Genomic DNA, 26,066 nt, shown 5'->3' with positions numbered 1-26,066 from the left:
CGGGGTTCTGCTCGGACGCACTTCAGAGCCCCACAGCGGCTAGACGTCTGGCGCGGTGACGACCGGGACGTTGCCGCCGTGCCGGTGGGGCTTGCCCGACCACCACAGGTAAATCCCGGTGGGCGGGCCCAACGCCCGGGATCGGTCGGTGCGGATCAGCGTGCCGTCGAGCTGGACGTGGCTGTGCCCCGGCGGCGCGGGCGGCCAGCAGCGCACCGTGCAGCCCCGGTGCCGCCGCGGCGAGCACGTCGATACCCTCGCGTGGGTAGCGGTAGGTGGTGGAGCTGCTGGCCGCGCGCGCCGACCTGCGCGGGTTGCCCGGCGCGCCCGCTCACCAGCGAGAAGATCCCCAATGTGAGTGGCAGTGGACTCCCCGATCGGGAGCACGGCCGTGTAGCCGGCAGGATCGGACACGCAGGGCCTCGGTGAGAGTTGATCTGTGGATGGACCACCTCTCTGCCGGGGTCCTGCGTCCTCCCTGATGATCTCCATACCGTCGGCGTGTCGCCCTCCCGTGGTCCCGCTACTGGGAATGGCTCACTCCCTCCCCCCGGAGCGCTTGGACGCCGGCAAACCGTTGCCCTCCCTGCACACTCCCCACTCATCCTCATCGGGGGCATCCACTGTCGCATCGACTGAGCCAGCTGCACCCTGCGCGGAGCCCCGTCCTTCATCGCATCAGGCGACCCATTGACTCACGGTCACACGTAAACTAAGTTGGCCGCATTACTTTGTAAGACCCACCGTCTACGTCGACGTGGCGGGTCATGTGGGCGCCACTCGTTGGGCCCGGGGGCGTTCCGGCAACGGCCGGTGGGTGCGTCCCCCGTTTTGGGTCTCTCCGTCGCAGGTTGGAAGGAGGTGATGAAAATGAAGGCATACGAGACGCCGATGCTCGTCGAGCGCGGCACGTTCAGCAGCCTCACGGCAGGACTCGGTCGGCTGTTCGCGGACCGCGTGATCCCGGTCGGACGACTGATCCCGTAACTCCGAGGAGAACAACCATGGCAAGCGGTCGCCAAGACACTGGGTTTCTCCTGGCCATCGGCCAGGGGGCGGTGGACAGTGCGGCCGCTTGCCATGGCTTCAACTCACGCGCCTCAACCGGCGACCTAACGATCACGTGGACTTGCGACGAAGCGTCCACGACTCGGATCACCGAAGCAAGCGGGGCAACCCGCGGACTTGCGTGGTTCGGAACTCCTAGGCCAACGGTGAGGATTCGTGAGGCCAGTCGTACGCTTGGCGGCGATCAAGGCAGGCATCGAGAACTTTCACGCCAGGGCGCCCGCCTGGTCGCACTCTGGGGTGACGGAAGGATCTCACTCCGCGGCTCCGCTTCGGGATTCGACAGGGTCTTCTACTCCCGCACCTCTGAGTATGTTCTCGTTAGCAATCGAGCTGACCGAATCGCCGACTATATCGGCGCCGAGCTTGATCCGACTGGGGTGGCCATCCATCTCATAGAACCAGTCGGCCACCCCTTCGACCTGTATCCATTATGGGTTGACATTAACCCTGTTGAGCCCGGCCTGATGCTCTGCGTCGGGTCCGATCTTGTCCCGAAAGTCCTCCCATGGTGGTCGCCACCTGAGCCGGCGGTACCTCTCACTGAAGCCGCGGAAGAAGTTCGACATGCCATTGAGCAGGCAGTCCTCGACGCTGGGTCCGGTAACGAGGTGGTCTTCAGTGATCTATCGGGCGGCCTGGATTCCACGAGCATCACGGCGATAAGTCTTCAACTCTTTCCTGCCAGCCGGGTTATCGCCGTAACATCGGGCGACAGAGGCCGAAATGAAGATCAAGTATGGGCGAAACTGGCGGCTGGCGACCTCACCCTCTACCGTCATTTGTTGCTCGACGGTGGCGACCTACCCTTGGTCTACTCCGGCTCCCTTGGAAGCGGGGCCGAGACTGATCATCCAAGCCCAGCTCTAGCCACTCAAGCAACGATCCAAGCACTGGCGGAAATAGGCAGTGGGCATGGCGCAAACGTACACCTGACCGGGCACGGTGGAGATCATCTGTTCTATGGGATGCCCACCCTGCTCCGAGACTATCTTCAGAAGAATCCAATCAACGCGATTCGGAAAATTAGCACCTATCGTCACATGCTCGGATGGCCCGGGGCAGAGGTTCTGAAGCAGTTGACGTCGAGAGAAACTTTCGCGACTTGGCTACGCCATAGCACTAAGCTTCCTAACATCCCTCTCGACCGGCTACCGATTCTCACTTGGGGTCCGCCCATAAGCCTTCCTATGTGGCTATCTACTCACGGTAAAGATCTGATCGAGGGCTTTATCGTACAAGCTTCAACCAGCGCCCAGCCTCTAGCGCAACGTCATGGCGAGCACGCCGAGCGGGATACCATCCGCCAAGGTGCGCAACTCGCTCGAGCCATCGCTCAAATTTCAGAGCATTATGGCTTGAGGATTCAGGCCCCGTTCTTCGATGATCGCGTTCTTGATGCCGTCTTGAGCGTCTCGATAAAGGACCGTGTCGACCCGTGGGCGTACAAGCCCTTGCTCAAGGAAGCGATGAAGGGCGTCCTTCCGGCTGCAGTGGCGGACAGAAATTCCAAAGACGAAGGTTCGTTGGACCTTGAGCTTGGCTTTCAGGAGAACAAGGCGCACATCAAGGAATTATTCGCACACTCCGAACTCGCCAACATGGGATTGATAGACAGAGACCGTCTCACACAGGTACTGGAGATGGGAAGCCACCCGAGCCTCTCCGACAGCGGCATTACGACCACCCTATGCACAGAGGTATGGCTCCGCGGGCGCAAGCGAAAGAACGGCTCACGATGAGATTCTGTTTGCAGTCAGATATATCATTCTCTGAAACCGACTACGGTTCGGTAATTCTCAACACCCGTACTGGTCGCTACTTTCAACTCAATGCCGTCGCGACGAGAATGCTTCAGCTGTTAAACGAGGGATTGTCCAGGGACGAAGTTGTAGATGCGTTGATCGAGAGTTATGACGTAGACCGGGAGCGAGCCTCAAGCGACCTCACCGCACTCATCCAGCAAGGACTAGCGGCTGACATTCTAAAGAAGCGAGAACCATGAGCGTCAGTATGTCTATGCCCTCCCCAAATAGCGCCCATCGAATGAGTGTGTTCGACGCGCGGCGAGGTGCTATCGCTTTGGCGTTCCTGCTAGCTCGACTCAAACCCCACAGACTAGCAGTAGTCCTTCGATTTCTTAGCCGTGGTGCGCGGCCTGCCCATCTCGATGCCGCTACGACGCTACACGAGTTAATCGTCTCAACGAGTCCGAAGTGCGCGGGTTGGCGTGGTTGCCTTCCCCGTTCCATCGCAATTGCGATGCTTTGCCGATGCCGCGGCACGTGGCCCACCTGGTGCGCCGGGGTGAGGCGCACGCCTCCCTTCGCAGCGCACGCCTGGGTCGAATGCCAGTCCCAAGTGGTAGGTGAGTGTCTGCCCCCCTCCGCTTACGCTCCGCTGATACGAATAGAAGCGCCAGTTGGCGGTCGGACACAGCCGTGATGACACTTATCAAGGAGCAGCAAAGGCGGTTCGTCGCCGCGGCTGTCTTGGTCATAGTCGGCACGGTCGCCGCACTGTTGCAGCCACTTATCGCAGGGGACGTCATTAAGGCCGTCGAGCAGCGCGCCAGTGTCTGGCCATCGGTTTGGGCCTTGCTGGCGATCTTTGCTGTACAAGTGATCGCTGAGACGTCAGGGCGATACTTGTTGGAAGTGATTGGTGAACGTGCCGCCGCTTCGCTTAGGCGGCGAGCTGTCGAGCGCGCCATACAGGCCCGCCTTAGCACTCTGACGCCCTACAGGTCGGGCGACATCGTCTCTCGGGTGGTGAATGACCCTGCGTCTTTACAATATGCTGTCGCCCACGGATACCTAGATCTCGTCATCGGCGCGCTGACACTCGTTGGCGCCGCAGTGCTTATGGCGGCAATAAGTCCCTTGCTGCTCACCACGGTCTTGGTGATCATTGTCGTCGCCGGCCTAGGTGCCGCCGTCTTCCTATCAAAGCTCCAGGATGTAGCGAACGAGAAGCAACGCGCGCTTGCGACTCTGACAGCAGATTTCGAAGGCGTCCTGACCGCGCTCCGCACTGTAAAGGTATCGAATGCTGAACGTCGCGAGTGTCAACGATTGGGGTCATCTATAGAGAAGGTCTTAGGCGCGGCTCGTAAGGGTGCCGCGTTGACGGCGGCGGCGACTCCGGCGGTGCACATTGCCGCCACGGGGGCACTTATTGCGGTGGTCGTTATAGGGGGAACACAAGTTGCGGGCGGGAGCCTGAGCATAGCGGACTTGGTTTCGGCGCTTCTCTACTCTACTTATCTGGTCGTTCCTCTGGGCAGTATCATCGAGGGATACGCTTCCATCGCCACGGGGCGCGCTTCCTTCCAGCGGCTAGACGAGATCTTCAATCTTGAAGAAGAGCAAAACGAGCGAGACGCCGCAGCCGTCTCGGTAGCGCACGATCAGGCCACTGATGTCAAATATCCGGTTGTGTTTCAAGACGTTCACTTTTCATATGGGGCAACTCAGCAGCCGGTGCTCAAGGGAGCCTCCTTCAAGGTTGGCAAGGGTGCGCGTTGTCTAATTGTGGGTCGGTCCGGAGTAGGCAAGTCCACCATTCTGAACTTGATCAGCGGACTCTACGCGCCCGACAAAGGGAACGTCTCCGTACTTGGGCTGAATCTGCCGTTCGCGCAGGTAAAGCACCTGAGGTCAAGAATCGCCTTACTTGAGCAAACCTCCCCCGTGTTGCACGGCAGCGCTCGGGACGCGGTTGCGTACGCAAATCCAGAGGTGTCAGACGCGCTTATCCTCGACGTCCTGGCTGGCGTCGGCCTTGCCACATTGTTCCCCGACCAGGTGTCGCTAAACCGCCAACTTGGTGACATGGGTGCGACACTATCCGGTGGCGAGCGCCAGCGTATCGCGCTGGCTCGCGCTTTGATTACCGAGCCAGAACTCCTGTTGTTGGATGAGCCGACATCAAACTTGGACACCAATTCCTTTGAGAGTGTGATGAAGTCTATTGCGGATCTATCAGTAGATGTAACTGTCGTGATGGTGTCTCACGATTACCGTCTACTGGCCTGGGCCGACACCGTATTTGAGATGCGTGAAGGAGAGGTGCTTGAGGTGAGTGAGGAAGAGGTCGATTGGAGGGGACGTGGGAGTGTCAGTTGACGATGGCGAGCATAACCACAGGCCCTGGACGCCGGACGAGTTTGCGGCCGCGATAGACGGCCTGGATTCGATACTGATCAGGACAGCTGCCACGCTTGGCATCTCGGACCACATCTTGGCCGGCCGGGATAATGTCGAGTTACTGTCGGAGACGCTCGGATGCGATCCAGAAGCTTTTAGTAGGCTATTGCGATATCTCTGTTCGCGCGGGGTGTATAGGGAAGTTGAAGGTGGCCGACTAGCGCTCCGGGAGTATGGAATGCTGCTGCTGGATTCGCATCCAGGTGGTCTCCGACGGTGGCTCACGACCACTGGACCTGGCGGACGTCTGGACGCCGCGTTATACGCGATGAATGAAGCGATTCGTGACGGTGTAGCGAGTTACCCAAGAGTTCACGGGAGGGGGTTCTATGAACACGCCGCGATACCGTCTGAAAATGGGAGGACCTTCCATGAGCTTCGCGCAGATCACGCTAAGAGTATTGCGGAACAACTCGCTTCTCTTCCGGTGTGGAATCAGATTAATCACGTGGTTGACGTGGGTGGCGGGGAGGGGGTTCTCCTTGCCGCGATCCTAGGTGCGCATCCTCATCTTCGCGGGACGGTGATCGACTTGGAAACCGCCATTGAGGGAGCTTACAGTCGCTTGCGAATAGCTGGCGTACTTGCCCGCTGTGAATTGCATGCGGGGTCATTCTTTGAGCGATTGCCGGCACCTGCGGATATATACATGCTTTCGAATGTTCTGCACAACTGGGACGACAGCGCGGCCCGTCAAATTTTGCGCAGGTGTAGAGAGACGCAAAGTTGCCTGCTTATTGTCGAGGCTCTTGTTGACCGCATTGACCCGAGGGTTGCAACATCGATGGACTTGAGAATGCTGGCGTTCTGTGGGGGCAAGGAAAGAACGCGAGATGAATTCGAAGCGTTGCTCCACGGTCAGGGGTTCAAGGTGTCTAGTGTCACCGCAGTCAACAGTGAGCTGTTCGCAATCTTTGCCACTCCGGTCTAGGAACATAGTCGTGCCACGACCAACATCGTCGAGCGACATCATGGGCCGGCGAGCGTGGAATTGCAGCCTGTCTGGCGCCCGCGTGAGCGGACTGTCCTCCATTCCGATGGCCTGCCAGCGCACAACCTCGGCAATGGTCGGTCGTGATCAATCCTCGCAGGCTCGGCTTTGCCCCTGGCGGCTGCACTTTAGGCGATGTTCTCCATGCAGACGCTGCGGTAGGTGCTCTCTCGGAAAGTCGCTAACGGTACACGGCCATGAACGATCTGCGAGGTCCTGGTAGGTGTGTGCCACAGGCGCAGGCCTATCTTGCCAGCGGATTCTCGCCGGTAGTGGCGCGCACCGAGAGCGTGTACCGGCGGCGTGAACCGATCGCCCACGACTGCGTGCAGCTGATCTTCGTGCGGGCCGGATCGGCCTGGCTGTTCAGTGCGTTCGGAGAACGCCCCGTCCGGGTCGGGGACGTGGTGCTGCTGGCGGCCAACACCCTGTGCGGCGCCGAACCCGAGGAATGGCTCACGGCCACGACCCTGTACCTGAATCGGGACTACGTGGTGGACCAGGTGTTCTGGCAGCACGCCGCAATCCTGGCCGACCGGCTGGAGGCCAAGGACTTCCTTGCCGCCCACTACGCCGAACCCGCCCAGATCCTGCGACTGGGCGAGCACCGCGCCGGATGCCTGATGCCGTGGCTAGACGAACTCGGACGGCTCAGCCTTGACGGGCCGACCCCGGAGCGGTTCTACCGGATGCAGGCGCTGCTGTTCGCCGTGCTTGATGTCGTCTCTCCCTTCGTGGCGACCACAACGGTGCGCCGGTCCCTGACCCAGCGCAAGGCCAGCTGGCCCGGGACCCCGGCCCTGCGGCGGCTCGCACCGTTGCGGATCGAGGCCCGGACTGTGGCCGACCTGCTGCGCGAGGAGCCAGCACGGCGCTGGGCGCTGTCTGAGCTGGCCGACGCCGTGCACCTCTCGCCGTCTCAACTCGGTCGGGTCTTCGTCGACGCCTACGGCAAGACGCCGCTGACGTACTTGACGACGCTGCGCGCCGAGCAGCTGGCCCGCCTGTTGCGCGAGACCGACCTGCCGATCGAGCAGGCGATGCGCGAAGTCGGTTGGCACAGCCGCGGCCACGCGGCCCGCCTGTTCCGGCAGGCCGTCGGCATCACCCCCAGCCGCTACCGCGAACGCAGCCGACACTCGGCGGAACCACCCGCCGCCAGTCCTGCCCGGAATTGACCTCTAACGACGGCACCGACGGCACCGGCAAGTATGGGAAGAGTGACCGGCCCTTGATTTGACCGACTCCTAGTGTGCCGATTGGTAGCATCGTGTCTTGACGGCGCGTGCGCCCCCTTGCGGTTGGGAGGGCGTCGTCCCACGGCACGAGCGCTTCACGATTGGAGTTACTCGTGCTCACTACGGTTCTCGCTGTCGCGGCCGCTTCTTGGGGTGTGGTGATGGCGCTCGCCCCGTTGCTGCAACTGCGCCGGATGTTGCGTCGGCGTTCCTCAGAGGACGTGTCCATCGGCTACCTGGTGCTTCTGCTGCCGGGCTTCTGCCTGTGGGTCAGCTACGGGATTGCTTCCGGTGACATCGCCCTGGTCATCCCCAACACGGTGGCAGCAGTCATTGCTGGCGGGACCATCGCTGTCGCGGTAAGGCTGCGTCACGGTGCGGCCGACGACGTCCCGAGAGAATCACCGAGCTGACGAGAGCGCTACGGCTCAGGCGTGCCTCACGTCGACGATCCGGAGAGCGCCAGGCACCCCCGTCCCAGCGCGGCGGTAGCCTTGTGAGGAATGAGCAGCGCGAGCACTGCCACCGGGAGGGGCACAGCAGACGCAACCACTGGACAGCCGGAGTTGCCGCGGGCGCCGGGGTCGTGGTTGCGCGAGCGGGCGTGGTTGCTCGATGTGTTGGTCGCGCTTGCGGTGTTTGCCTATAACCTGCCGATTCTGCCGGTGTACGTCAGTGATGGTCCGCGCCTTGTCGGACTGATCGTGGTCTCGGTCGGTTTGTGCGCGCCGTATCTGTGGCGCCGCCGGTACCCGCTGGTGGTGCTGGGGGTGATGCTGACTGCGGCGTGTGTGCAGGTGTTGTTGGGCGCGCCGATCATTGCCGCCGACTTCATGTTGTTGCTCGCCGTGTACAACGTCGCGACGCGGTACGGCTGGGCGGTCTCCTTCCCCGTTGCTGTTGCCGTGGTGATCTGGCTGCTCTGGGCGGTCCTGCCTCGGCTCGGCGAGAACTTCATCGACATGGGTGAGCTGTTGTCCCTGGTCGCGCTGATCGCGTTGGTCTGGACGTGGGGCACCCTGGTGCGGGTACGCCGTGAGTATGTTGCGAGCTTGCAGGAGCGTGCCCATCAGCTGGAGCGCGAGCGGGAAGCGCAGGCGCAGATCGCGGTGGCCGAGGAACGAGCCAGGATCGCCCGCGAAATCCATGACATCGTCTCCCACAGCCTCAGCGTCGTGGTCGTGATGTCCGAGGGCGCGGCCTCCATAGTGGACGCCGAGCCGGAACGGGCGAAGTCGGCGATGCTGGGGGTGCGGGACACGGGACGCAGTGCGCTGGCGGAAATGCGTCGGATGCTTGGCGTCCTGCGTGACGACGAACCGGGCTCGCACGCACCGCAGCCCGGAATCGCCCAACTGGGGCGGCTCGTGGAGGACTCGAAGGAGACTGGCCTCCCCGTGACGCTCACAGTTGAGGGCGAAGCAGTGCCGCTGACCGCTGGCTTGGACCTGACCGTGTATCGGATCGTGCAGGAAGCCTTGACGAATGTGCATAGGCACGCCGGCTCGGTGAGCGCTGTGGAGGTCCGGCTCCGTTACGGGGAGTCCGAGGTGGAAGTGCGGGTCACCGATGATGGTCGGGGGCTCGACGACCCGCTTGCCGGCGAACCGGTCGGGCACGGTTTGGTGGGGATGCGGGAACGCATAACCGCCTACGGTGGCACGCTGCATGCCGGCATGCGACCAAGTGGCGGTTTCGAGGTGGCTGTGGTTTTGCCGATCAGGGGTGAGCGATGAGCGTTCGTGTTGTCCTGGTTGATGACCAGGAGATGATCCGGATGGGATTCCGGATGGTGCTCGAATCCCGGCCGGAAATCGATGTCGTCGGGGAAGCTGACGACGGTGACACCGCTCTCGACCTGTTGCGCACCGTTGAAGCCGATGTGGTGCTGATGGACGTGCGGATGCCGCGGATGAGCGGCGTGGAGGCCACCCGACGCATCCGCGCCCGGCAGGACGCGCCACGGGTGCTGATTCTGACGACCTTCGACCTGGACGAGTACGCCTATGACGCCCTCCAGGCCGGCGCGTCCGGGTTCCTGCTCAAGGACACCCCGGTGGAGGACATCGCCGCCGCCATCGGCCATGTGCACAAGGGGGATGCTGTGGTCGCTCCGAGTACCACGCGCCGGCTGCTCAATCACTTCACGCGCGCGCGCCCGACCAGCGTCGAGCCCGAGCGGGATCATGCCCGGTTCGAGGAGCTGACCCCGCGCGAGCACGAGGTCTTGCGGCTGGTCGCTCGCGGGCTGTCGAACGCCGAGATCGCTGAGCAGCTTGTGTTGAGCGAGGGAACGGTCAAGGTGCACGTCGGGCGCATCCTGACCAAGCTGGGTCTGCGCGATCGGGTGCAGGCCGTCGTCCTGGCCTATGAGAGCGGGCTCGTGGAGGCCGGCGAACACTGACGCACCGGCGCCTTCCGCGTATCACTTCAGCCATACGCCGACGCCGCTGTATCACCTGAGGCATACGCGCAAGATATGCCTCAGGCGAGACGATTCCGCTTCGCGATCTCGCGACAGTGGATGGCATGACCGACATCGTCGCCACAGAAGGCCTGACCAAGCGCTACGGCACGCGCACCGTCGTGGAGGACCTGAACCTACGCATCCCGGAAGGGTGCGTGTACGGGTTCCTCGGCCCGAACGGGTCGGGAAAGTCCACCACGATGAAGATGCTGCTCTCCCTGATCCAGCCCACCAGCGGGGAGGTGCAGGTGCTGGGCCAGCCGATGACTCGCGGCACTCGGCGACAGCTGCTGGCTGGCATTGGCTCGCTCATCGAATCCCCGCCTGGCTACGCGCACCTGACGGGCTCGGAAAACATGCGCATCGTTCAGCGGCTGCTGGGGTTGAACCGGCAGCAGATCGACTTCGCGGTGGCCACGGTGCGGATGCAGAACCAGATGGACAAGAAGGTTCGCGAGTACTCCCTGGGCATGAAGCAGCGCCTGGGCATTGCGATGGCCCTGGCCCGCCAGCCGCAGCTGCTGATCCTGGATGAGCCGACCAACGGCCTCGACCCCGCCGGCATCGACGAAATCCGCACCCTGCTGCGCCGGCTCGCGAACGACGGTGTGACCGTCATGGTCTCCTCCCACCTGTTGGGTGAGATCGACAAGACCGCGAACATGCTGGGCATTCTCAGCCAGGGCCAGATGATCTTCCAGGGCACGCGGGAGCAGCTGATGGCTGCTCCGACCCCCGAACCGCCGTCGCCAAGCTGACCTCATTCAACGGCCGCATGACCGACACCGGAGAGGTCGCCGTACCGGCCCTGGACGATCGTCAGACCGCTGGGGTCGTCGCCGCGCTCGTCCATGAGGGGATCGGCATCTTCGGCGTGCGCCGCGACGAGCAGACCCTCGAAGACGTGTTCATGCATCTCACCGCCGGAGGCGGCCTGTGAACACGCGCGCCGTAGCGAACGAGTTCGCCAAGATGCGACACCTGAGAGTCGGCGTCATCGCCGTAGCTATGGTCGTCGCCGTCCTTGGACTGTCCCTGTTCACCATCGTGTCGAGCCCGGACTTCGATCCGGACTCACCCGCGGCGTGGAACGGGCTGTTGGCGGGCATGTCCTTGGCCATCCCTCTGGTCTTCCCGCTGCTGCTGGCGGTGCTCGCCTCGCGTCAGACCGATATCGAGCATCAGGGCAATGGGTGGCTACTGCAAGCGACCTCCGGACTGACCCCGGGCGGTGTCTGCCGGGCCAAGCTCATCACGCTGGGCATCGTCGTCGCAGCGATCACCGCCGGCACCAGCCTGCTGGTCCTCGTGGCGGGGAAGTTGCTCGCCGGCATCCTCGCGCCGATCCCGTTCGCTCATTGGGTGGGGTTCACCGGGTGCATGCTCGTCATCAACCTCGTCGTCCTCGCCCTGCACATCCTGCTCTCGGCGAAGATCGACAACCAGCTCGTCGCCCTCGGCATCGGAGTCCTCGGGAGCGTTCTGGCCGTGTTCTCCCAAGGCCTGCCCGCCGCGGCGGCACACCTCACCCCGTGGGGCTACTACGCCCTGGCCAGGGCCGCCGACTACGCAGCCAGCGGCTACGTCGCCATCCCGCTGTCGTACCCGAGCATCGCGGCACTCGCTCTCGTCGTCGCGGTGTTCTTCCTCATCACCACCGGCCGTTTCGACCGTCAGGAGGCCTGACATGGGCGCGCTCAACGCCGAACTGATCAAACTCAAGCGCTCCCTGGCCTGGCCGGTCGTGGTGCTCCTGCCCATCGTCCTCGTGCTCGCCGGTGCGGCGACCCAGCTCGCTGATGGCGAGCAGCCCGACGACGGGTGGCACACGGTGTGGTTGCAGTCCGTCGGGTTCTACGGGCTCTTCCCGCTGGCTATCGGCATCGCGATCCTCGGCTCCCTGGCCTGGCGGGCCGAGCACCGCGGCAGCAACTGGAACGCCCTGATGAGCGGCCCCACCTCCTCGTGGCGCATCGTCGTCGCCAAAGCCGCCGTGATCGCAGGGCTCAGCGCGATCATGCAGGTCATCCTGCTTGCCGCGGTCATCGCGATCGGCAAGCTCGCCTTCGACCTGCCCGGCATGCTTCCCGGCCAATACTTCGGCATCACGATCCTGCTCGTGGTGGCGACGATCCCGACAGCCCTGATCCAATCGGCGTTGTCGATGGTCATGCGCTCCTTCGCCGCACCCATCGCGGTCGCCCTCGTCGCCGCAGGCATCTCGACCGCCGCGCTCATGGCGGTAGGCAACGCCGCGCTCATCTCGCCCTACGGGTTGGCCACCCGCACCGCGCTACTGGGCACCGGCGCGTTCGTGGACACCGGCACCATCACCGTCGGCGATATCACGTCAATTCCCATCGCCATCGTGCTGCAAACCGTCGTGCTCATCGTCGTGACAACCGCCGTTCTCGAACGCCGCGATACCCGTATCTGACCCCCGCGTCCCGCCTGTGAAAGGAAACCATCATGTCCACCCCGAAGCCGAACTCCGGCCCCCGGTGCACGTCTACCAGAACAACACCTCCGCCGCCCCGGTCCGTAGCAAGTCCGCGACCGGCAGCGGAATATTCGCCCCTGGTCCTGGCCGTGGTGGCGCTCCTTGCCGCACCGATCTTCCTGCTCATCCCCTACGTCGGCTTCCTGCCCGCGCTGGTCGCTGGCGCCGGGATCGTCGTCGCCTGGACCGGGCTGCGCGGATCGACCCATGGGGCCGGGGTCGCCGTCACGGGGTTGATCGTCTCCGTCGTGCTGTTCGCCCTGCTGGCAGGCGTCGCGACCATGTGGAACGTCGTGGTCGCCGACCCGGCGATCCGCGACTACGACGAGCTGCACGAGGTCATCGACTACATCAAGACCCTCGTCTTCGGCTGAGCCCGATCATCGGCCGCGCGAGTGAGGTGTTCTGATGGCAGCGCAGGTCTTCGGCTCGATCCTCGTCGGCCTGGTCGTGTCGGCGGTGCTGTTCCTGCCGCTACTGGTGTGGCAGTACCGCCGCTACGGCCGCTTCGACGCCCTGCGGATGCTGTGGACCACCGCCGGGTTCATCTACGCCACCGCCATCGTCGCCTTCACCGTCTTCCCGCTGCCCGAGTTCACCCCCGGGTACTGCGCGGCACACGCCACCGAACCGCTGTTTGACCCGCTGCGCTTCCCCCGCGAACTCATCGACCTCATCCAGACCCAAGGGGCGATGGCCGTCGCCAGCGACTGGCTCGTCTGGGAGTTCACGCTCAACATGGTGCTGTTCATCCCCTTCGGACTGATCGTGCGCCGCGTCTTCGAATGGCCCCGCGGCGTCGTCCTGGCCGCCGCGCTGGGCACCTCGGTCCTGATCGAGCTGACCCAGCTCACCGGCAACTGGGGTCTGGCACCGTGCCCCTACCGGTTCGCCGACACCACCGACCTGGTCACCAACACCACCGGCGCAGTCATCGGCATGGGGCTGGAGAAGATCACCCCACGGCTGCTGTCGACCAAGTCCCACCTGCTCGCCCGACGCGACCGGGCGCGTCCCGTCACCCGCGGCCGCCGCCTGCTCGGGATGCTCCTCGACGCCTGGTACCTCGTGCTCGCCGCCGTGCTCGGCGGAACCATCGCCTCGACCATCTACGCCATCACGCAAGGAGGACCCGGCCAGGCGCTGACGCCGGCACAGCTGCTGGAGCTGCAACAGGCGATCTTCCTCGGTGCCTGGCTGGCCGCGATGGTCATTGTCGTCGTGCCGGCACTGATCGGCACCGGCGCGTCGCTCGGGCAGCGCACGGTCTACCTCGCGCCGGTGCCGAAGCATGGATCGCGATCGCGGCTCCTGGTCCGCGCGCTGGTCGTGCAGGGCGCCATCCCCACCGGGCTCTTTCTCGGGTTCCCCACCGCGCTGCTGAGCCCACTCCTGGCACTGGCCGCCATCGTCTCGGTCTCCATCACTCCGGGTGGACTCAGTGGTGTCGTCTCAGGATGCGGCTGGCGTGACGCACGACTGCCCGCCCCAGGCCGACCAGACGACACCCAGGCGGCACGCGGGTCCATTGGACGGGGAGCCACTCACCCCGGGGATCAGAGCTGACGGTGCTGAATGGTGACGGACGTTGGCCGCGAGCGGTTCCTGCCGGTCCTGGCCCGCACCCGCGCGATTCATCGTCCGATCGGGCCGGTCGCCTACGACTGCGTCAAGCTCATTTTCGTTCGGCACGGCTCGGCGATCCTGCTCAGTGAGTTCGGTGAGAAACCCGTCACCGTCGGCGACGTGGTGATGCTGGGGGCGAGCACCCTGTGCGGCAGCGAGCCTGAGGGCTCGATCACCGTCACCACCCTGTATCTGGATCGGGACTACATAATCGATCAGGTGTTCTGGCAGCACGCCGCATTCTTCACCGACCGGTGGCAGGCCCAGGACTTCATCGATGAGCGGTACTCCGAACCCGCCCAGATCCTGCGGATCGGTGAGGGCCGCGCGGGCATGCTGATGCCATGGCTGGACGAACTGGTCGCGCTCAGCCTCGACGGGCCCGCACCGGAGCGCTTCTACCGTCTCCAGGCACTCCTGTTCGCCGTGCTCGACGTGATCACCCCCTACGTCACCACCACCCCGGCGCGGCAGACGGCGACCCAGCGCAAGACCACCCATCCCGGCATGCCACGCCACCGCCAGTTCACCCCGTTGCGGGCTGAGGCCCAGCAGGCAGCCAAGCTGATGGCCGAGCAACCGGCGCGGCGATGGACACTGCCCGAGCTGGCCGGCGCCGTGCACCTGTCACCGTCCCAGCTCGGCCGGGTCTTCACCGACGCCTACGGCAAGACCCCGATGACCTACCTCACGACGCTGCGGGCCGAGCACCTGGCCCGCCTGCTACGCGAGACCGACCTGCCGATCGAGCAGGCCATGGTCCAGGTGGGCTGGCACAGCCGCGGACACGCCGCCCGCCTCTTCCGCCAGGCCGTCGGCATCACCCCGGCCCGTTACCGGGACCTCAGCCGCCAGAACGCCGTGGCCTGACATCCTGGCTGGCCTCTCGGGGTCCGCGAGAGGACTGAACACAGCGATCCAGCGGGCGCGACGGGTGTGCACCTGTCTGGGGAGGCCCGGCGACGGCCGTCGACAGGAGGCGCATCACCATGGCGGCACAGGGACGAGCGCAGCGACCACCGGCGGCGAAGCCAGGCGGCGGTAGAATAGGCCCACGACGAGCGTGGGCTGGAGGTGAGCACGATGGCGGGCAAGCTGCTGTACCGGGACATCGTCCCGTACGAGACACCCTCGTCGCTGTCCGCGCTGCACGGCCCGGCCTCAGGCGTGCTGGAGTTGCCGATCACGGTGCACTGGGGTCCCTCGCGGAGGTTCGACCTGTCCGATACCGGTCAGCGGCGCATGGCCTATCGTGCCCTGGTCCGCGAAGGGACTCCCGAGGTTCAAGAGGCGTTGTTGAACGAGACGCTGCTGCGCGCCGAGTGGGCGGAGCTGATCCTGCCCGAACGGTGCCGGGCGCTGTGGGAGGAACGCTTCCCCGAGCTGGCCGCATAACCCGCTCGGCTCGGAACTGGATCGGTCATGACCGATAGCCCGGCGGGCCGGGACGCGGTCCAGCGCAAGGTGGCGGCACTGTTGCTGTCGGTGATCGGCGATGACGGGTTCGCACTTGCCGGGGCCAGCGCGATCCGCGAACACGCGTTGACCGACCGGCCGACGGAGGACATCGACTTGTTCGGTATGCCCCTGACCACCGCCGAGGAGTTCGCCCGCGTGGTCCAGCGCGCCGAGACCACCCTCAGCGGTGCCGGGTACACCGTGGTGCGGGCACGGTCGTTCGCCCAGTTCGCCCGCCTCCACCTGTCCGACGGCGAAGGGGACGTCCTGGATGTCGATCTGGCCTTGAACTGGCGAGCCGACCCACCCGTGCACCTGGACGTCGGGCCGGTGCTGTCCGAGCGCGACGCGATCGCCGGGAAGCTCTCGGCGGTGTACTCCCGGGGTGAGGTGCGCGACTTCCTCGACCTGGACGCCATTCGCACGTCGTGCCGCTACACCGACGCGGAGTTACTCGGCCTCGGCCGGGAGCACGACGACGGCTTCGACACGGCCATGTTCGCCGCGCAACTGTCCCGCGTCGCCACGTTCCTCCCCAGTGAGCCCGCACACTACGGCGTCAGTGCCGACGACTTCGCCGGCGTGCAGGAACGCCTCCTGGCCTGGGCCGTGCACCTGCGCGACGGACCCGAACGGGCATCAGATGTGCCGAGTTTCCTCCAGGTGGAGCCGCGTCAGCCTGAACCACACCGGCGCTTGCCGCCCAGGGCGAGTACACGGCGTCCTGGCCGTCCCGGTCCGTTCGATGACCCCTTCAGCCCGCAGCGGCGCGAGGGGCCTTCAGGTCCCGAGCGACGAGGGTTCGGCCGGTGACGTTCCACCGAGCTGAGGCGGACCTGCCAAGCCTCGTTGTTCTGGCTGCGTCGACTCCCACCGTTGAGGTCTGCTAAGCGTCGTGATCACACGTTGCCAGTAGGCGATTGGTAGCGCGTCCCAGCTCAGGTGCGTTTCGCTGATGCCCGCGGCAAGACGCCGACCTACCTTGGCCACGCTGCGCCCGACCGAGCACCGGGCTCGTCCTGCTACGCGATCCCGGTCTGTGCCGCATTCAGCAGGTGATGCGCCATCAGCCGCCACGCCATCGTCGGACCCGGATGATTCGCATTAGCGCATTTCCGATACGCGAATCAGCATCATCGGCGGCTCCCGCTCGGAGTTCGGGGCGCCGGCGAGTATCCCGGTAAGGACTCGTCGGGTTCACCGCCGCGCCTGACGGTCACCAGTTCTCGTCCGTCTCTCCCGTGGTGGTGTCCACGGCGTACCTGAGGGTCACCGAGCCCATTGCGGCCGGTGCTCAGGGTATCGGGAGGAGACAGCGGCGATGGCCACGACACGGGAGAACACCCAGGCTGCCCGGGAGGCGAAACTCGGCGAGCTGCACGAGCGGCTGACCGGTGCGGTCGAACAACTCGTCTCCGGGGAGGACTGGGCGCGGGCGCTCGCGTTCGCGGCACGGTTCCGGGCGCGATCGTTCTCCAACACGCTGCTGATCTGGACTCAGCACGCGGGCGCGTATGAGGCGGGCCGGGTGCCGGAGCCGGTGCCATCGTATGTGGCCGGGTATCGGCAGTGGCAGACCCTGGGCCGGCAAGTGCAGAAGGGCCAGCCGGGGTACATGATCTTCGCCCCGGTCACCGGCCGGTTCGCCACCGCGACACCGTCGGATGCGGATTCGTGGCGGCGGCTCGGCAAGGGCGAGAAGCCCCGGCCGGGTGAGGTGGTGCGCTCGAAGATGATCACCGCCCGCCCCGCCTACGTCTGGGACGTCTCCCAAACCGCCGGTGATCCGATTCCCGAGCCGCCGGCGGCGCGGCTGCTGGAAGGACAGGCACCCGCGGGGCTGTGGGAGGGCCTGGCGGTCAGTTGAGTCCTACAGAGTGGTGTACGACAGCCGGGTAGGGCGCGTGCCTCCCACGTAGGCGCGGCCACCGGGTGAATCCTTCGAGTGATCTTCCACAACCGACTCGAAGAAGGAGCACCACGATGACCGCTGGACCCAGTATCGACCCTGCCGACGTCGCGAGCGGCAGGACGCTCGAGGCGGGCGAGTTCCTGCACGAGCAGCTCGCGCAGGCGAGCCCTGATCTGATGCGCGGCCTGTTGACCACGTTCGTGAACGCGCTGCTCGGCGCGGAGGCCGACGCGGTGTGTGGCGCCGGCTACGGCACCCGGTCGCCGGAGCGGGTGAACTCACGCAACGGCTACCGCCACCGCGACCTCGACACCCGGATGGGCACGATCGACGTCGCGATCCCGAAGCTCCGCACGGGCACGTACTTCCCCGAGTGGCTCCTCGAGCGTCGACGACGGGCCGAGGTCGCGCTGACGAGCGTGATCGCGACCTGCTACCTGCTCGGCGTCTCGACCAGGCGGATGGACAAGCTCGTGCAGTCGCTCGGGATCACCGGGTTGTCGAAGTCCCAGGTCAGCGTGATGGCGCGCGACCTCGACGCGCACGTGACCGACTTCCGCACCCGGCCCCTCGACGCCGGCCCATACACGTTCGTGGCAGCAGACGCGCTCACGATGCGGGTCCGCGAAGGAGGCCGGGTAGTGAAAGTCGCGGTCATGGTCGCCACCGGCGTCAACGCCGACGGGCACCGCGAGGTCCTCGGCGTGCAGGTCGCGACTGGGGAGACCCACGCCGGCTGGCTGGCGTTCTTCCGCGACCTCGTCGCCCGAGGCCTGTCCGGCGTCGCGCTCGTGACCAGCGACGCCCACGCCGGTCTCGTCGAGGCGATCGGCGCGACCCTGCCCGGCGCGGCCTGGCAGCGGTGCCGGACCCACTACGCGTTCAACCTCATGGGTCTGTGCCCCAAGGCCGCCTGGCCCGGCGTGAAGGCGATGCTCCACTCCGTCTACGACCAGCCCGACGCGAAGTCGGTCCACGCCCAGTTCGACAAGTTCCTCGACAGCGAGCTCATCACCTCGCTGCCCGCGGCCCGTGACCACCTCGACGGCGCCCGCGCCGACATCCTGTCCTTCACCGGTTTCCCGCGCGAGGTATGGCGCCAGATCTGGTCGAACAACCCCAACGAGCGCCTCAACCGCGAGATCCGACGGCGTACCGACGTCGTCGGGATCTTCCCCGACCGCGACGCGATCATCCGCCTCGTCGGAGCCGTCCTGGCCGAGCAACACGACGAATGGACCGAGGGCCGGCGCTACCTCGGGCTCGACGTCCTCGCCCGCTCCCGCATGAACCTCGTCACCGGCACCATCGAGACCACCGGCACAACCACCACCGACGACCAGGAGGCAGCCATCAGCGCCTAACGACACGCCCGACGAGGGATTCTTGTCGTACACCACCTCGAGGGACTTGACCTGGCGGTCCAGGTGCGTACGCGGGGGTTTGAGGTGCTGCGGGTGCCGCACGAGGGCGTCATCCATGGCGCCAACGGGATGACCGACTACACCGCGAAGACGGTCGCGGTCCGGGAGAACATGGACCCGGCTGCACAGGTCAAGACGCTCGCCCACGAACTAGGTCACGTCCTGCTGCATGGCCCCGATCAGGAGGATGCCCGGCAGCATCGCGGGATCGGGGAGGTGGAGGCCGAGTCGGTCGCGCTGATGATCGGCGCCGCCCACGGGATGGACACCTCCGGGTACACGATCCCGTACGTGTCGACTTGGGCGGCGCGGGTCGATGGCAAAGAGCCGGTCGAGATCGTCAAAGCCACCGGTGAACGCGTCCGCAAGACGGCGCTTTCGATCCTGGACCAGCTCGACACCGCGCAGGTGACCGACGGCACCGCACCGGGTCTGGACCGCGACACCCCTGAGCGCGACCGCGCAGGACGCCAGCAGCCATCCCAGGAACGTTCAGCGCCGGGGCGGGTGGAGCCGATGCCCGAGGTGCGGCCGCCCTCGCCGGCGGCTTCGGGGCGGACGTTGTGATGGTCGCCTTCGATGCCGTCGCCCGCATCCTCTCGGCGGCGGACCTGCCGCGGCGGCCGGTCTGGGCCGTCGCGCGGGACCTGGCCGCCTCCGGGGTGCCGGTGTTCCCGTGCGTGCCCGGTGGCAAGCGCCCGCTCACCTCGCGTGGCTTCCACGACGCCACCACGCACGCGGGCCAGATCGCGGCGTGGTGGCGGAAGCATCCGGATGCGAACCTCGGCGTCCCCACCGGCGCAGCCGCCGGGATCGCGGTTGTGGACATCGACGTCCATGGGGCTGTTGACGGGTATCGGGCGTTCGAGCGCGCCCATCGTGCCGGGCTCGTCGCCGGCTGGCAGATGCTCATCTCGACGCCGTCGGGTGGGATGCACGCCTATTACCCCGCCACCCGGAGCCAGGAACAGCGGTCCTGGCAGGTAGCGCGTGCCGGGATCGACTTCCGCGGTGATGGCGGCTACATCCTCATCCCACCCTCCACGGTGTCGGAGGCTGGCGGGACGGCTGGGTATCGGGTGCGGCGGATCAACGCCGGCCCTTCGGCGATGCTGGACTCCGACCGGCTGCGGGAGTTCCTCGACCCTCGCCCCCCATCCCGCCGCGGCTCGGGGCAGGAGGTGGAGCAGTCGGCGGATGCGTCCCGGCTGGCGGCGTGGGTGGCCGCTCGCGGTGAGGGCGAACGCAACCGGGGCCTGTTCTGGGCCGCCTGCCGCCTCGCCGAGAACGGCGTCCCGGCACCGGATGCGCTCGATGTGCTCTCGGCCGCGGCATCAAGAGCGGGTCTGGGTGAGCGCGAGATCACCGCGACCGTCCGCTCCGCCTACCGCACCGCCCACCCCCGACCTTCGTCACCGCCGGTGCAGCGCGGCTCACCTCCGGCGGTGGACGGCTGGTTCGCGCACGACAGCCCCGTGCGGCCGTCCTCTCCGGTGCGGGGACTGTCATGACCATCCCTGCCCTGGCGAAGCACATGAGCCGGCGTTGGGCGGTGGTGACCGCGGTGGCCGGGACGGTGTTCATCGCCGCCGGGGCGTTCTGGCTGTCGTTCACTGCGTTGGCGGACCTGGCGGCTCGTTCGGGGGTCGGTGGTTCGCAGGCGTGGGCGTGGCCGCTGATCGTTGACGGCATCATCGTCGTGGCCACCGTCGCCGTCGTCGCCCTGGCCGGGCAGAGGGCGGCGTGGTACCCGTGGGTGTTGCTGATCGGCGGCGCCGCCGTGTCGGTGACCGCAAACGCGATCCACGCCGTCGTGGCCGCCGACGCAGACGTGCCCGGGGTGCTGGCCGCAGCCGTGGCCGCGGTGCCGCCCGTGGTGCTGTTGGCGATCACCCACCTGACCGTCATCCTCACCCGACCCATCCCCGCCACCGCCGATCCCCTGCTCACCGACGTGGCCACGCCGAACGGCGAGACCGCGTTCACCGAGGAGGCCAACTCGGACGGGATATCGGCGGCACTCGTCGCAGCGGAGGCCGAAGGCGTCCTCGCCTTGCCCGTGCCACCGCCGGAGAAGAGCGCACCGTCCACACCACCCGGCATGGCGCAGGTGGCCGTAGTTCGAGGTGCTGAACCGGGCCTCGACAGCACCGCAGTGGTCACCGATCGGCGTGCCCACGCGGCGGTACTGCGCGGGCAGGGGTGGTCGAACAAGAAGATCGCCCGTGAACTCGGGGTGCATCCCTCCACAGTGGGCCGCTGGTTCACCAGTGCGCACCTTCCCGACAACACCGATGTCGAGGAGGCGAACCAGCCATGAACGCCGAACACGAGGCCGAACCGCGGCGGCCCGAGGTCGACCAGCGAGAGCCCGAACTCGTCGAGAGGAGCGGGACGCCGTCGGAGTCGGCGGACACAGCCAAGGCGCCCGAGGCGGTACAGGCGGCGAAGACGACCCGCCGCGGCCCCGAGAGGTCGACGCGAGCGGCGCAGGAGTTGCGGCGGGTGCGGGGTGTGGAGTGGGTGCGACCCACTGACCTGCTGGCCCGGCACGGGGCGGCGCTGGCGGGGCGGGGCATCGATTTCGAGGTCGAGCTGGCCCGCCGCACCCGCACCCCGATCACCAGCAGCGTCCGAGGGCTGGGTGAGTGTGCGCGCCGATTGCCGCCGCTGTCGGCCTTCGGCCACAGCAGCATCGGGCAGGCCGGTCCGTCGCGGCCCGGGGTCGGGATGAGCTGAGCGGGGCGGTGACCAGCGATGTGTACACAAGCAAACCCCGACGGCGGTGCTGGGGAGGGCGTGTGCACCTGCTGGTCAGGAGGTGCCCCGATCATGACCCCAGACACCAACATCGTCCACGACACACCCCGCGCCGGAGGCGAGGACTTCACCACCGGCGATGGCCTGCGCGTCCTGCTGCACCGGCTCCACCACGCCGGGCCGGGCGCCTGGACAGGCGACCCCACCGCCGCGGCGCTGATGGCATTCACGGCACAGAAGTACGCGCCGTTGGCGCGTAAGCACGGGCTGGACCCGTGGGAGGCCGCCTCGGCGGCGTTCGATGTGATGCGCACCCGCGCCGCCCGCGAAGCACATGACCCGTGGGCGGTGATCACGCACGCGGTGCGCATCACCTGCATCGCCGAGGAACGCGCCCAAGGCCTGCTGTGCTCGGTTCACCAAGCCCGCCGCCCGCACATCTCGGCGTTCCACGACCCCGAACGCTTCAGCGACCGAGAGACACCGCTGGCCGACTACCACCCCGCGTTCCACGTCACCGACCACACCCAGGCCGAACCCGAGACGGTGAAGTCTTCGGCGTCGGGGCGGGCGTACACATCCGCTGGTTCAGCCGTTGAGGACGCGATCGCTCTGCTCACGCTGCTGCACTGGCCTGCCGATATCGCCAGAGCGGCGGTGGAGCATGTGTGCGGGGCACTGACCCGGGCCGGCGCCCGGCAGGCCGCCTACGAGGCGTTACGGCGCGACAAGCACGCCCGGGCTTTGTTGGACATCCCCGGCCGGTCCTGGACGGCGCTGTTGAAGGCGCTGCTGGGCCATCCGCACCCCGCCTACAGTGCCACCGGCACCGGGCGCGGGGTGCTGCTGCGGTTGCTGATTGGCGAGACCCTGCCGCTGCTGCTGCGCGATGACGATCTCGTCCTGTCGCTAGCCCTGGCCGCTCCCGCACACCACCAGCTCCATGGTGACCGTGGCCTTGACGATGAGGCCTCACCCGGCGGTGAGCCCTGATGAGCGCTCAGAAAGGGTCCATCGAGCTGGAACGCACCGTCGAGTCGATCCACGTCGGACGCCGACACCGCACAGACCTGGGTGACATCGACGCCCTGGCCGCTTCCATCGCCCGTGATGGATTGCTTCAGCCGATCACGATCACCCTCGACAACGTGCTGGTGTGCGGGGCCAGACGGTTGGCCGCGATCAAGCAGCTCGGCTGGAGAACCGTGAACGTGTGGGTCCGCTCCGGTATCTCCGACCGGCTCGGCCACCTGTTGGCCGAGCAGGACGAGAACGTGCTGCACAAGCCGCTCACCCAGCTCGAAGCCGCCGCGCTGTACCGGGAGCTGAAGCAGCTCATGGCCGAGGACGCCGCCCGCCGGCAGGCCGCGACCCAGTTCACCACTGAGCATCAGCCTGGAGGTGACGGTGCGGGAAAATTTCCCACACCGTCCGAGCAGGCTGGACGGGCCAGTGAGCAGGCCGCGCGGATGATCCCTGGGGCGGCGTCCTACAAGACCCTGGACAAGATTGGCTACCTTCAGCAGATCGCCGACGACCCCGCCCGACCCGGCGAGCTGCGCCAGCAGGCGACCGCAGCCCTGGAGCGCATCGACGCCGGTGCCTCGGTCGATCCGCTCTTCCAGCACCTCCGGGACCAGGTCGACACCGCACTCGGGGAGCGGGAGGCGGACCTGCACCGGCTCGCCGCCGAGGCACTGTCCCGCGTCAAGAAGACGCAGAAGAAGAAGCGCACCTCTCGACCCACAGACCGAGCCGGCGACGGTGCCGGTGAGCCGGTGCGGTATCCGCCGCACAGGTTCGTGCTGACGTGGAACGACCTGATCGACTGGTGGAGCTACTACGACGTTGACCAGCTCGCCGTCGAGCTGACCGACGAACAGATTGACGCCTTCTTGGCCACCGTCGAGGGCACCAGCCGGTTCGCCCAACAGCTGCGTACCGCGCGCGACCGGCTGCGCGGTGATGACCCGGCGCCGGGCCGGGGCCACCTGCGCGCGCTCTGAGCCCGCCGCTCACTTGGGTGTGCGGGTGCACCTACGGGACATGCAGACTCCCGACTTCTCCGATGCCCGGTCCCGCCACCGGGCGATCGCCATGCTCACCGCCCTCGTGGTAGTCCTGGTGCTGACCGGCATCGGCGTCTACGGCCTGATCGCCGGACCACCCACCAGCAACGAGCCCGGCACCGACGACAGGGACCAGCCGGGACCGGCTGTGACCGCACACCCGGTGCCCACCACGACGCCACGGTTGCCGATGGTGCGGCCCTCGGCTGATCCGGAGACGTTCGCCCGCACCGTCGCCACGGTCTTGTTCTCCTGGGACACCGGCAGCGGGTTCCTGCCGCTGGACTACACCTCCGTGGTCCTCACCGTCGGTGACCCCTCCGGTGCGGAGCAGGCCGGGCTCGCCGCCGACATCGCCAGCTACCTGCCGAATCGGGAGGCGTGGGTCGAGCTGCGCCAGTACGCCACCACCCAGCGCCTGAGCATCGACGACGCCTACATCCCCGACGCCTGGGCCGACGCCCTCGCCCAGGCCCAACCCGGCCAGCTCGCCGACGGCACGATCGCGTACACCATCGAGGGCACCCGCCACCGCACCGGGGTGTGGAACGACGAGACGGTGACCTCCGAGCATCCGGTGGCGTTCACCGTGTTCCTCGTCTGCGCCCCGACCTACGACACCTGCCACCTGTTGCGGCTGTCCCAGCTCGGCAACCCCCTGCGATAGGCGAGGGGTGAACGAATGGTGTTGAAGAAGCTCGGGATCGCCGCCCTGGCCCTGGCCCTGCTCGGTCCCTCGGTGGGGCTGATCGGCATGGGTCTGGTGATGAATCCGGCCGCCGCGGCCTCCTGCACCGTGGCGGGCGGGAACGTCACGGTGGGTCACGTCCCCGGCGAGCTGACCGTCACGACCGCGAACGGTGAGACCTTCACCCTGAACAACAAGCAGTTGACACATGCGGCGACGATCATCGAGACCGGCTCCCGGATCGACGGGGTGAGCCGGGACGGGCTGGTGATCGCGCTGATGGCGGCCCTGACCGAATCCACCCTGCGGATGCTGTCCAACACGTCTGCTTACCCCGAATCGGGGAACTATCCCAACGACGGTGGCGGCTCCGATCATGACTCGCTCGGGCTGTTCCAGATGCGGCCCCAATCGGGGTGGGGCACGGTCGCCGACCTCATGGACCCCGTCTACCAAGCCCGGGCGTTCTTCGGCGGACCCGACGGCCCCAACTACCCCTCCCCCCGTGGGCTGCTGGACATTCCCGGGTGGGAGCAGATGGACAAGGGCGAGGCGGCCCAAGCCGTCGAAGTCTCCGCGTATCCCGACCGGTACCGCAACTACGAGCCCGTCGCCGAAACCATCCTCACCACCCTCACGAACACCACCACGACCACCGCGGGCACCTCGACCGGCGACACCCTTCCGGCGGTGCAGCCGACCGCGGAATCCTCGCGGGTGGTGTTCCCACTGCCGGAAGACACATGGGTGCTCACCTCGGAGTTCGGGCCACGGGTGCATCCGATCACCGGGGAGAACTCCACGCATACCGGCACCGACTTCGCCGCCCCGGACGGCACCCCGATCCTGGCCGCCGCCGACGGCACCGTCACCATCGCCGAGTTCTCCGGCGGCTACGGCGGTCTCATCGTCATCGAGCACACCATCGCCGGGCAGACAGTAGCGACCGCGTACTCCCACATGTGGCAGCGCGGCATTCACGTCGCCGCCGGCGACGAGGTGGCCGCCGGGGAGCACATCGGCGATGTCGGCTCCTCGGGCAACAGCACCGGCCCGCACCTGCACTTCGAAGTCCGCACCGGCGGCACCAACGGCGAGCACACCGACCCCGCCACCTGGCTGAAGAGTCACAATGCGGCCGACCTGCCCGAACCCGACACCAGCACCCCGGCCGGCTGCGACCCCGAGACCGGAGCACCCGGCGGCACCCCGGACCCAGTCGACGGGGACCCGAACCGCCTGGTGGATGACCCCACCTCCGGCGGGCAGATCACCGCCCGGCTCCTGCACCTCTACCAGCAGGGCACCGCCGCGTTTCCCGACACGAGCTGGGCGTGCTACTCACCGCGGCCCGGTACCCGCTCCGAACACCCCCTCGGCCAGGCTTGTGATCTGACCTTCGGCAACGCCATCGGCCAGCACCCCACCCCGGCCCAGCTCGAAGCGGGCTGGGAGGTCACCAACTGGATGAAAGACAACGCCGAGGTCCTCGGAGTGGACTACCTCATCTGGCAGGGCCGCATCTGGTCCGCCGCCCGCAACTCCGAAGGCTGGCGTGAGTACAACGGCGGGGGGATGCATGACCCCGGCGACGTCACCGGCGGCCACTACGACCACCTTCACGTCACCGTGGTCGGGAACTAGCAATTATTACATT

General features: G+C 66.5%; 29 protein-coding genes and 1 pseudogene. 29 read left to right on the top strand and 1 reads right to left on the bottom strand.

The genetic code is table 11. The features are described 5' to 3' along the window. Nucleotides 1-45: 45 nt before the first annotated feature. Nucleotides 46-387, bottom strand: a pseudogene (locus tag K8W59_RS02640) (IS5/IS1182 family transposase); the annotation flags it as partial. A 483-nt stretch (nucleotides 388-870) separates the two neighbouring features. On the opposite strand from K8W59_RS02640, the gene K8W59_RS02635 reads away from it, so the two are divergent. From K8W59_RS02635 to K8W59_RS02495, 29 genes are all read left to right on the top strand, one after another. Continuing rightward, complete coding sequence (locus K8W59_RS02635; protein ID WP_223397206.1) at nucleotides 871-987, top strand: lasso RiPP family leader peptide-containing protein; 117 nt, start codon at nucleotides 871-873, stop codon at nucleotides 985-987. 227 nt (nucleotides 988-1,214) lie between these two features. Beyond that, nucleotides 1,215-2,810, top strand: coding sequence for an asparagine synthase-related protein (locus tag K8W59_RS02630; RefSeq protein ID WP_223397205.1), 1,596 nt, complete (start codon nucleotides 1,215-1,217; stop codon nucleotides 2,808-2,810). Continuing rightward, the gene (locus K8W59_RS20345; protein WP_397195943.1) at nucleotides 2,759-3,073 is read left to right on the top strand and encodes a lasso peptide biosynthesis PqqD family chaperone; all 315 of its coding nucleotides are present in this window, start codon (nucleotides 2,759-2,761) and stop codon (nucleotides 3,071-3,073) included. Before K8W59_RS02630 ends, K8W59_RS20345 begins: the two co-directional genes overlap by 52 nt. Beyond that, nucleotides 3,070-3,513 carry a lasso peptide biosynthesis B2 protein gene (locus tag K8W59_RS20340; RefSeq protein WP_397195942.1) on the top strand — a complete coding sequence of 148 codons (444 nt, stop codon included), beginning with the start codon at nucleotides 3,070-3,072 and terminating at the stop codon, nucleotides 3,511-3,513. Before K8W59_RS20345 ends, K8W59_RS20340 begins: the two co-directional genes overlap by 4 nt. After that, on the top strand, nucleotides 3,513-5,195 hold the full coding sequence (locus tag K8W59_RS02615) for an ABC transporter ATP-binding protein (protein ID WP_223397203.1): 1,683 nt from the start codon (nucleotides 3,513-3,515) through the stop codon (nucleotides 5,193-5,195). Before K8W59_RS20340 ends, K8W59_RS02615 begins: the two co-directional genes overlap by 1 nt. Further along, entirely contained in the window at nucleotides 5,185-6,207 is a 1,023-nt protein-coding gene (locus K8W59_RS02610) for a methyltransferase (RefSeq protein WP_223397202.1), read from the top strand. The genes K8W59_RS02615 and K8W59_RS02610 overlap by 11 nt, the downstream gene beginning before the upstream one ends. Before the next feature lie 257 nt (nucleotides 6,208-6,464). Then, the gene (locus K8W59_RS02605) at nucleotides 6,465-7,445 is read left to right on the top strand and encodes a helix-turn-helix domain-containing protein (RefSeq protein ID WP_223397201.1); all 981 of its coding nucleotides are present in this window, start codon (nucleotides 6,465-6,467) and stop codon (nucleotides 7,443-7,445) included. A gap of 107 nt (nucleotides 7,446-7,552) precedes the next feature. Continuing rightward, nucleotides 7,553-7,918 (top strand): SemiSWEET family transporter, encoded by a 366-nt coding sequence (locus tag K8W59_RS02600; protein WP_317846300.1) that lies wholly within the window; start codon nucleotides 7,553-7,555, stop codon nucleotides 7,916-7,918. A 90-nt stretch (nucleotides 7,919-8,008) separates the two neighbouring features. Continuing rightward, nucleotides 8,009-9,241 (top strand): sensor histidine kinase, encoded by a 1,233-nt coding sequence (locus tag K8W59_RS02595; RefSeq protein ID WP_223397199.1) that lies wholly within the window; start codon nucleotides 8,009-8,011, stop codon nucleotides 9,239-9,241. After that, nucleotides 9,238-9,909, top strand: a complete 672-nt coding sequence (locus K8W59_RS02590) for a response regulator (RefSeq protein ID WP_223397198.1) — start codon at nucleotides 9,238-9,240, stop codon at nucleotides 9,907-9,909. The genes K8W59_RS02595 and K8W59_RS02590 overlap by 4 nt, the downstream gene beginning before the upstream one ends. A gap of 125 nt (nucleotides 9,910-10,034) precedes the next feature. Continuing rightward, entirely contained in the window at nucleotides 10,035-10,730 is a 696-nt protein-coding gene (locus K8W59_RS02585; protein WP_223397197.1) for an ABC transporter ATP-binding protein, read from the top strand. A gap of 17 nt (nucleotides 10,731-10,747) precedes the next feature. Next, complete coding sequence (locus tag K8W59_RS02580; RefSeq protein ID WP_223397196.1) at nucleotides 10,748-10,912, top strand: hypothetical protein; 165 nt, start codon at nucleotides 10,748-10,750, stop codon at nucleotides 10,910-10,912. Next, complete coding sequence (locus K8W59_RS02575; protein WP_223397195.1) at nucleotides 10,909-11,658, top strand: ABC transporter permease; 750 nt, start codon at nucleotides 10,909-10,911, stop codon at nucleotides 11,656-11,658. The genes K8W59_RS02580 and K8W59_RS02575 overlap by 4 nt, the downstream gene beginning before the upstream one ends. A gap of 1 nt (nucleotide 11,659) precedes the next feature. Continuing rightward, a complete protein-coding gene (locus K8W59_RS02570) occupies nucleotides 11,660-12,409 on the top strand; it encodes an ABC transporter permease (RefSeq protein ID WP_223397194.1) in 750 nt (249 codons plus the stop codon). A gap of 155 nt (nucleotides 12,410-12,564) precedes the next feature. Further along, nucleotides 12,565-12,846 carry a hypothetical protein gene (locus K8W59_RS02565; RefSeq protein ID WP_223397193.1) on the top strand — a complete coding sequence of 94 codons (282 nt, stop codon included), beginning with the start codon at nucleotides 12,565-12,567 and terminating at the stop codon, nucleotides 12,844-12,846. 34 nt (nucleotides 12,847-12,880) lie between these two features. Next, nucleotides 12,881-14,038 carry a VanZ family protein gene (locus K8W59_RS02560; protein ID WP_223397192.1) on the top strand — a complete coding sequence of 386 codons (1,158 nt, stop codon included), beginning with the start codon at nucleotides 12,881-12,883 and terminating at the stop codon, nucleotides 14,036-14,038. Between the two features lie 9 nt (nucleotides 14,039-14,047). Next, a complete protein-coding gene (locus K8W59_RS02555) occupies nucleotides 14,048-14,968 on the top strand; it encodes a helix-turn-helix transcriptional regulator (RefSeq protein WP_223397191.1) in 921 nt (306 codons plus the stop codon). Nucleotides 14,969-15,181: 213 nt separating this feature from the next. After that, on the top strand, nucleotides 15,182-15,493 hold the full coding sequence (locus K8W59_RS02550; protein WP_223397190.1) for a transcriptional regulator: 312 nt from the start codon (nucleotides 15,182-15,184) through the stop codon (nucleotides 15,491-15,493). A 90-nt stretch (nucleotides 15,494-15,583) separates the two neighbouring features. Then, nucleotides 15,584-16,369 carry a nucleotidyl transferase AbiEii/AbiGii toxin family protein gene (locus K8W59_RS02545; RefSeq protein ID WP_223400036.1) on the top strand — a complete coding sequence of 262 codons (786 nt, stop codon included), beginning with the start codon at nucleotides 15,584-15,586 and terminating at the stop codon, nucleotides 16,367-16,369. Nucleotides 16,370-16,877: 508 nt separating this feature from the next. Next, nucleotides 16,878-17,423, top strand: a complete 546-nt coding sequence (locus K8W59_RS02540) for an ArdC family protein (protein WP_223397189.1) — start codon at nucleotides 16,878-16,880, stop codon at nucleotides 17,421-17,423. Between the two features lie 116 nt (nucleotides 17,424-17,539). Continuing rightward, entirely contained in the window at nucleotides 17,540-18,832 is a 1,293-nt protein-coding gene (locus K8W59_RS02535; protein WP_223397188.1) for an IS256 family transposase, read from the top strand. A 93-nt stretch (nucleotides 18,833-18,925) separates the two neighbouring features. Next, the gene (locus K8W59_RS02530) at nucleotides 18,926-19,459 is read left to right on the top strand and encodes an ImmA/IrrE family metallo-endopeptidase (RefSeq protein ID WP_223397187.1); all 534 of its coding nucleotides are present in this window, start codon (nucleotides 18,926-18,928) and stop codon (nucleotides 19,457-19,459) included. Next, complete coding sequence (locus tag K8W59_RS02525; RefSeq protein WP_223397186.1) at nucleotides 19,459-20,403, top strand: bifunctional DNA primase/polymerase; 945 nt, start codon at nucleotides 19,459-19,461, stop codon at nucleotides 20,401-20,403. Before K8W59_RS02530 ends, K8W59_RS02525 begins: the two co-directional genes overlap by 1 nt. Before the next feature lie 41 nt (nucleotides 20,404-20,444). Then, nucleotides 20,445-21,212: a DUF2637 domain-containing protein gene (locus K8W59_RS02520; RefSeq protein ID WP_223397185.1), complete on the top strand. Its 768-nt coding sequence runs from the start codon at nucleotides 20,445-20,447 to the stop codon at nucleotides 21,210-21,212. Next, nucleotides 21,209-21,631, top strand: coding sequence for a hypothetical protein (locus tag K8W59_RS02515; protein ID WP_223397184.1), 423 nt, complete (start codon nucleotides 21,209-21,211; stop codon nucleotides 21,629-21,631). Before K8W59_RS02520 ends, K8W59_RS02515 begins: the two co-directional genes overlap by 4 nt. A 93-nt stretch (nucleotides 21,632-21,724) precedes the next feature. Further along, complete coding sequence (locus K8W59_RS02510; protein WP_223397183.1) at nucleotides 21,725-22,645, top strand: hypothetical protein; 921 nt, start codon at nucleotides 21,725-21,727, stop codon at nucleotides 22,643-22,645. Further along, nucleotides 22,645-23,658 (top strand): ParB N-terminal domain-containing protein, encoded by a 1,014-nt coding sequence (locus K8W59_RS02505; RefSeq protein WP_223397182.1) that lies wholly within the window; start codon nucleotides 22,645-22,647, stop codon nucleotides 23,656-23,658. Before K8W59_RS02510 ends, K8W59_RS02505 begins: the two co-directional genes overlap by 1 nt. 40 nt (nucleotides 23,659-23,698) lie before the next feature. Continuing rightward, a complete protein-coding gene (locus K8W59_RS02500) occupies nucleotides 23,699-24,388 on the top strand; it encodes a hypothetical protein (RefSeq protein ID WP_223397181.1) in 690 nt (229 codons plus the stop codon). Nucleotides 24,389-24,403: 15 nt separating this feature from the next. After that, complete coding sequence (locus K8W59_RS02495; RefSeq protein ID WP_223397180.1) at nucleotides 24,404-26,053, top strand: M23 family metallopeptidase; 1,650 nt, start codon at nucleotides 24,404-24,406, stop codon at nucleotides 26,051-26,053. Nucleotides 26,054-26,066 lie beyond the last annotated feature (13 nt).

This window comes from Nocardioides rotundus, from assembly GCF_019931675.1.
Taxonomy (GTDB): Bacteria; Actinomycetota; Actinomycetes; order Propionibacteriales; family Nocardioidaceae; genus Nocardioides; species Nocardioides rotundus.
Note: the sequence above shows the minus strand (reverse complement) of the source record. Positions and strands in the feature narration are given on the sequence as shown.

Excerpts from the sequence above, each read along its gene's own strand:
- K8W59_RS02635 (WP_223397206.1), top strand. The coding sequence starts at position 871 with ATGAAGGCATACGAGACGCCGATGCTCGTCGAGCGCGGCACGTTCAGC.
- K8W59_RS20345 (WP_397195943.1), top strand. The coding sequence starts at position 2,759 with ATGCACAGAGGTATGGCTCCGCGGGCGCAAGCGAAAGAACGGCTCACG.
- K8W59_RS20340 (WP_397195942.1), top strand. The coding sequence starts at position 3,070 with ATGAGCGTCAGTATGTCTATGCCCTCCCCAAATAGCGCCCATCGAATG.
- K8W59_RS02615 (WP_223397203.1), top strand. The coding sequence starts at position 3,513 with ATGACACTTATCAAGGAGCAGCAAAGGCGGTTCGTCGCCGCGGCTGTC.
- K8W59_RS02605 (WP_223397201.1), top strand. The coding sequence starts at position 6,465 with ATGAACGATCTGCGAGGTCCTGGTAGGTGTGTGCCACAGGCGCAGGCC.
- K8W59_RS02595 (WP_223397199.1), top strand. The coding sequence starts at position 8,009 with ATGAGCAGCGCGAGCACTGCCACCGGGAGGGGCACAGCAGACGCAACC.
- K8W59_RS02590 (WP_223397198.1), top strand. The coding sequence starts at position 9,238 with ATGAGCGTTCGTGTTGTCCTGGTTGATGACCAGGAGATGATCCGGATG.
- K8W59_RS02585 (WP_223397197.1), top strand. The coding sequence starts at position 10,035 with ATGACCGACATCGTCGCCACAGAAGGCCTGACCAAGCGCTACGGCACG.
- K8W59_RS02580 (WP_223397196.1), top strand. The coding sequence starts at position 10,748 with ATGACCGACACCGGAGAGGTCGCCGTACCGGCCCTGGACGATCGTCAG.
- K8W59_RS02570 (WP_223397194.1), top strand. The coding sequence starts at position 11,660 with ATGGGCGCGCTCAACGCCGAACTGATCAAACTCAAGCGCTCCCTGGCC.
- K8W59_RS02560 (WP_223397192.1), top strand. The coding sequence starts at position 12,881 with ATGGCAGCGCAGGTCTTCGGCTCGATCCTCGTCGGCCTGGTCGTGTCG.
- K8W59_RS02555 (WP_223397191.1), top strand. The coding sequence starts at position 14,048 with ATGGTGACGGACGTTGGCCGCGAGCGGTTCCTGCCGGTCCTGGCCCGC.
- K8W59_RS02550 (WP_223397190.1), top strand. The coding sequence starts at position 15,182 with ATGGCGGGCAAGCTGCTGTACCGGGACATCGTCCCGTACGAGACACCC.
- K8W59_RS02540 (WP_223397189.1), top strand. The coding sequence starts at position 16,878 with ATGGCCACGACACGGGAGAACACCCAGGCTGCCCGGGAGGCGAAACTC.
- K8W59_RS02535 (WP_223397188.1), top strand. The coding sequence starts at position 17,540 with ATGACCGCTGGACCCAGTATCGACCCTGCCGACGTCGCGAGCGGCAGG.
- K8W59_RS02525 (WP_223397186.1), top strand. The coding sequence starts at position 19,459 with ATGGTCGCCTTCGATGCCGTCGCCCGCATCCTCTCGGCGGCGGACCTG.
- K8W59_RS02515 (WP_223397184.1), top strand. The coding sequence starts at position 21,209 with ATGAACGCCGAACACGAGGCCGAACCGCGGCGGCCCGAGGTCGACCAG.
- K8W59_RS02510 (WP_223397183.1), top strand. The coding sequence starts at position 21,725 with ATGACCCCAGACACCAACATCGTCCACGACACACCCCGCGCCGGAGGC.
- K8W59_RS02505 (WP_223397182.1), top strand. The coding sequence starts at position 22,645 with ATGAGCGCTCAGAAAGGGTCCATCGAGCTGGAACGCACCGTCGAGTCG.
- K8W59_RS02500 (WP_223397181.1), top strand. The coding sequence starts at position 23,699 with ATGCAGACTCCCGACTTCTCCGATGCCCGGTCCCGCCACCGGGCGATC.
- K8W59_RS02495 (WP_223397180.1), top strand. The coding sequence starts at position 24,404 with ATGGTGTTGAAGAAGCTCGGGATCGCCGCCCTGGCCCTGGCCCTGCTC.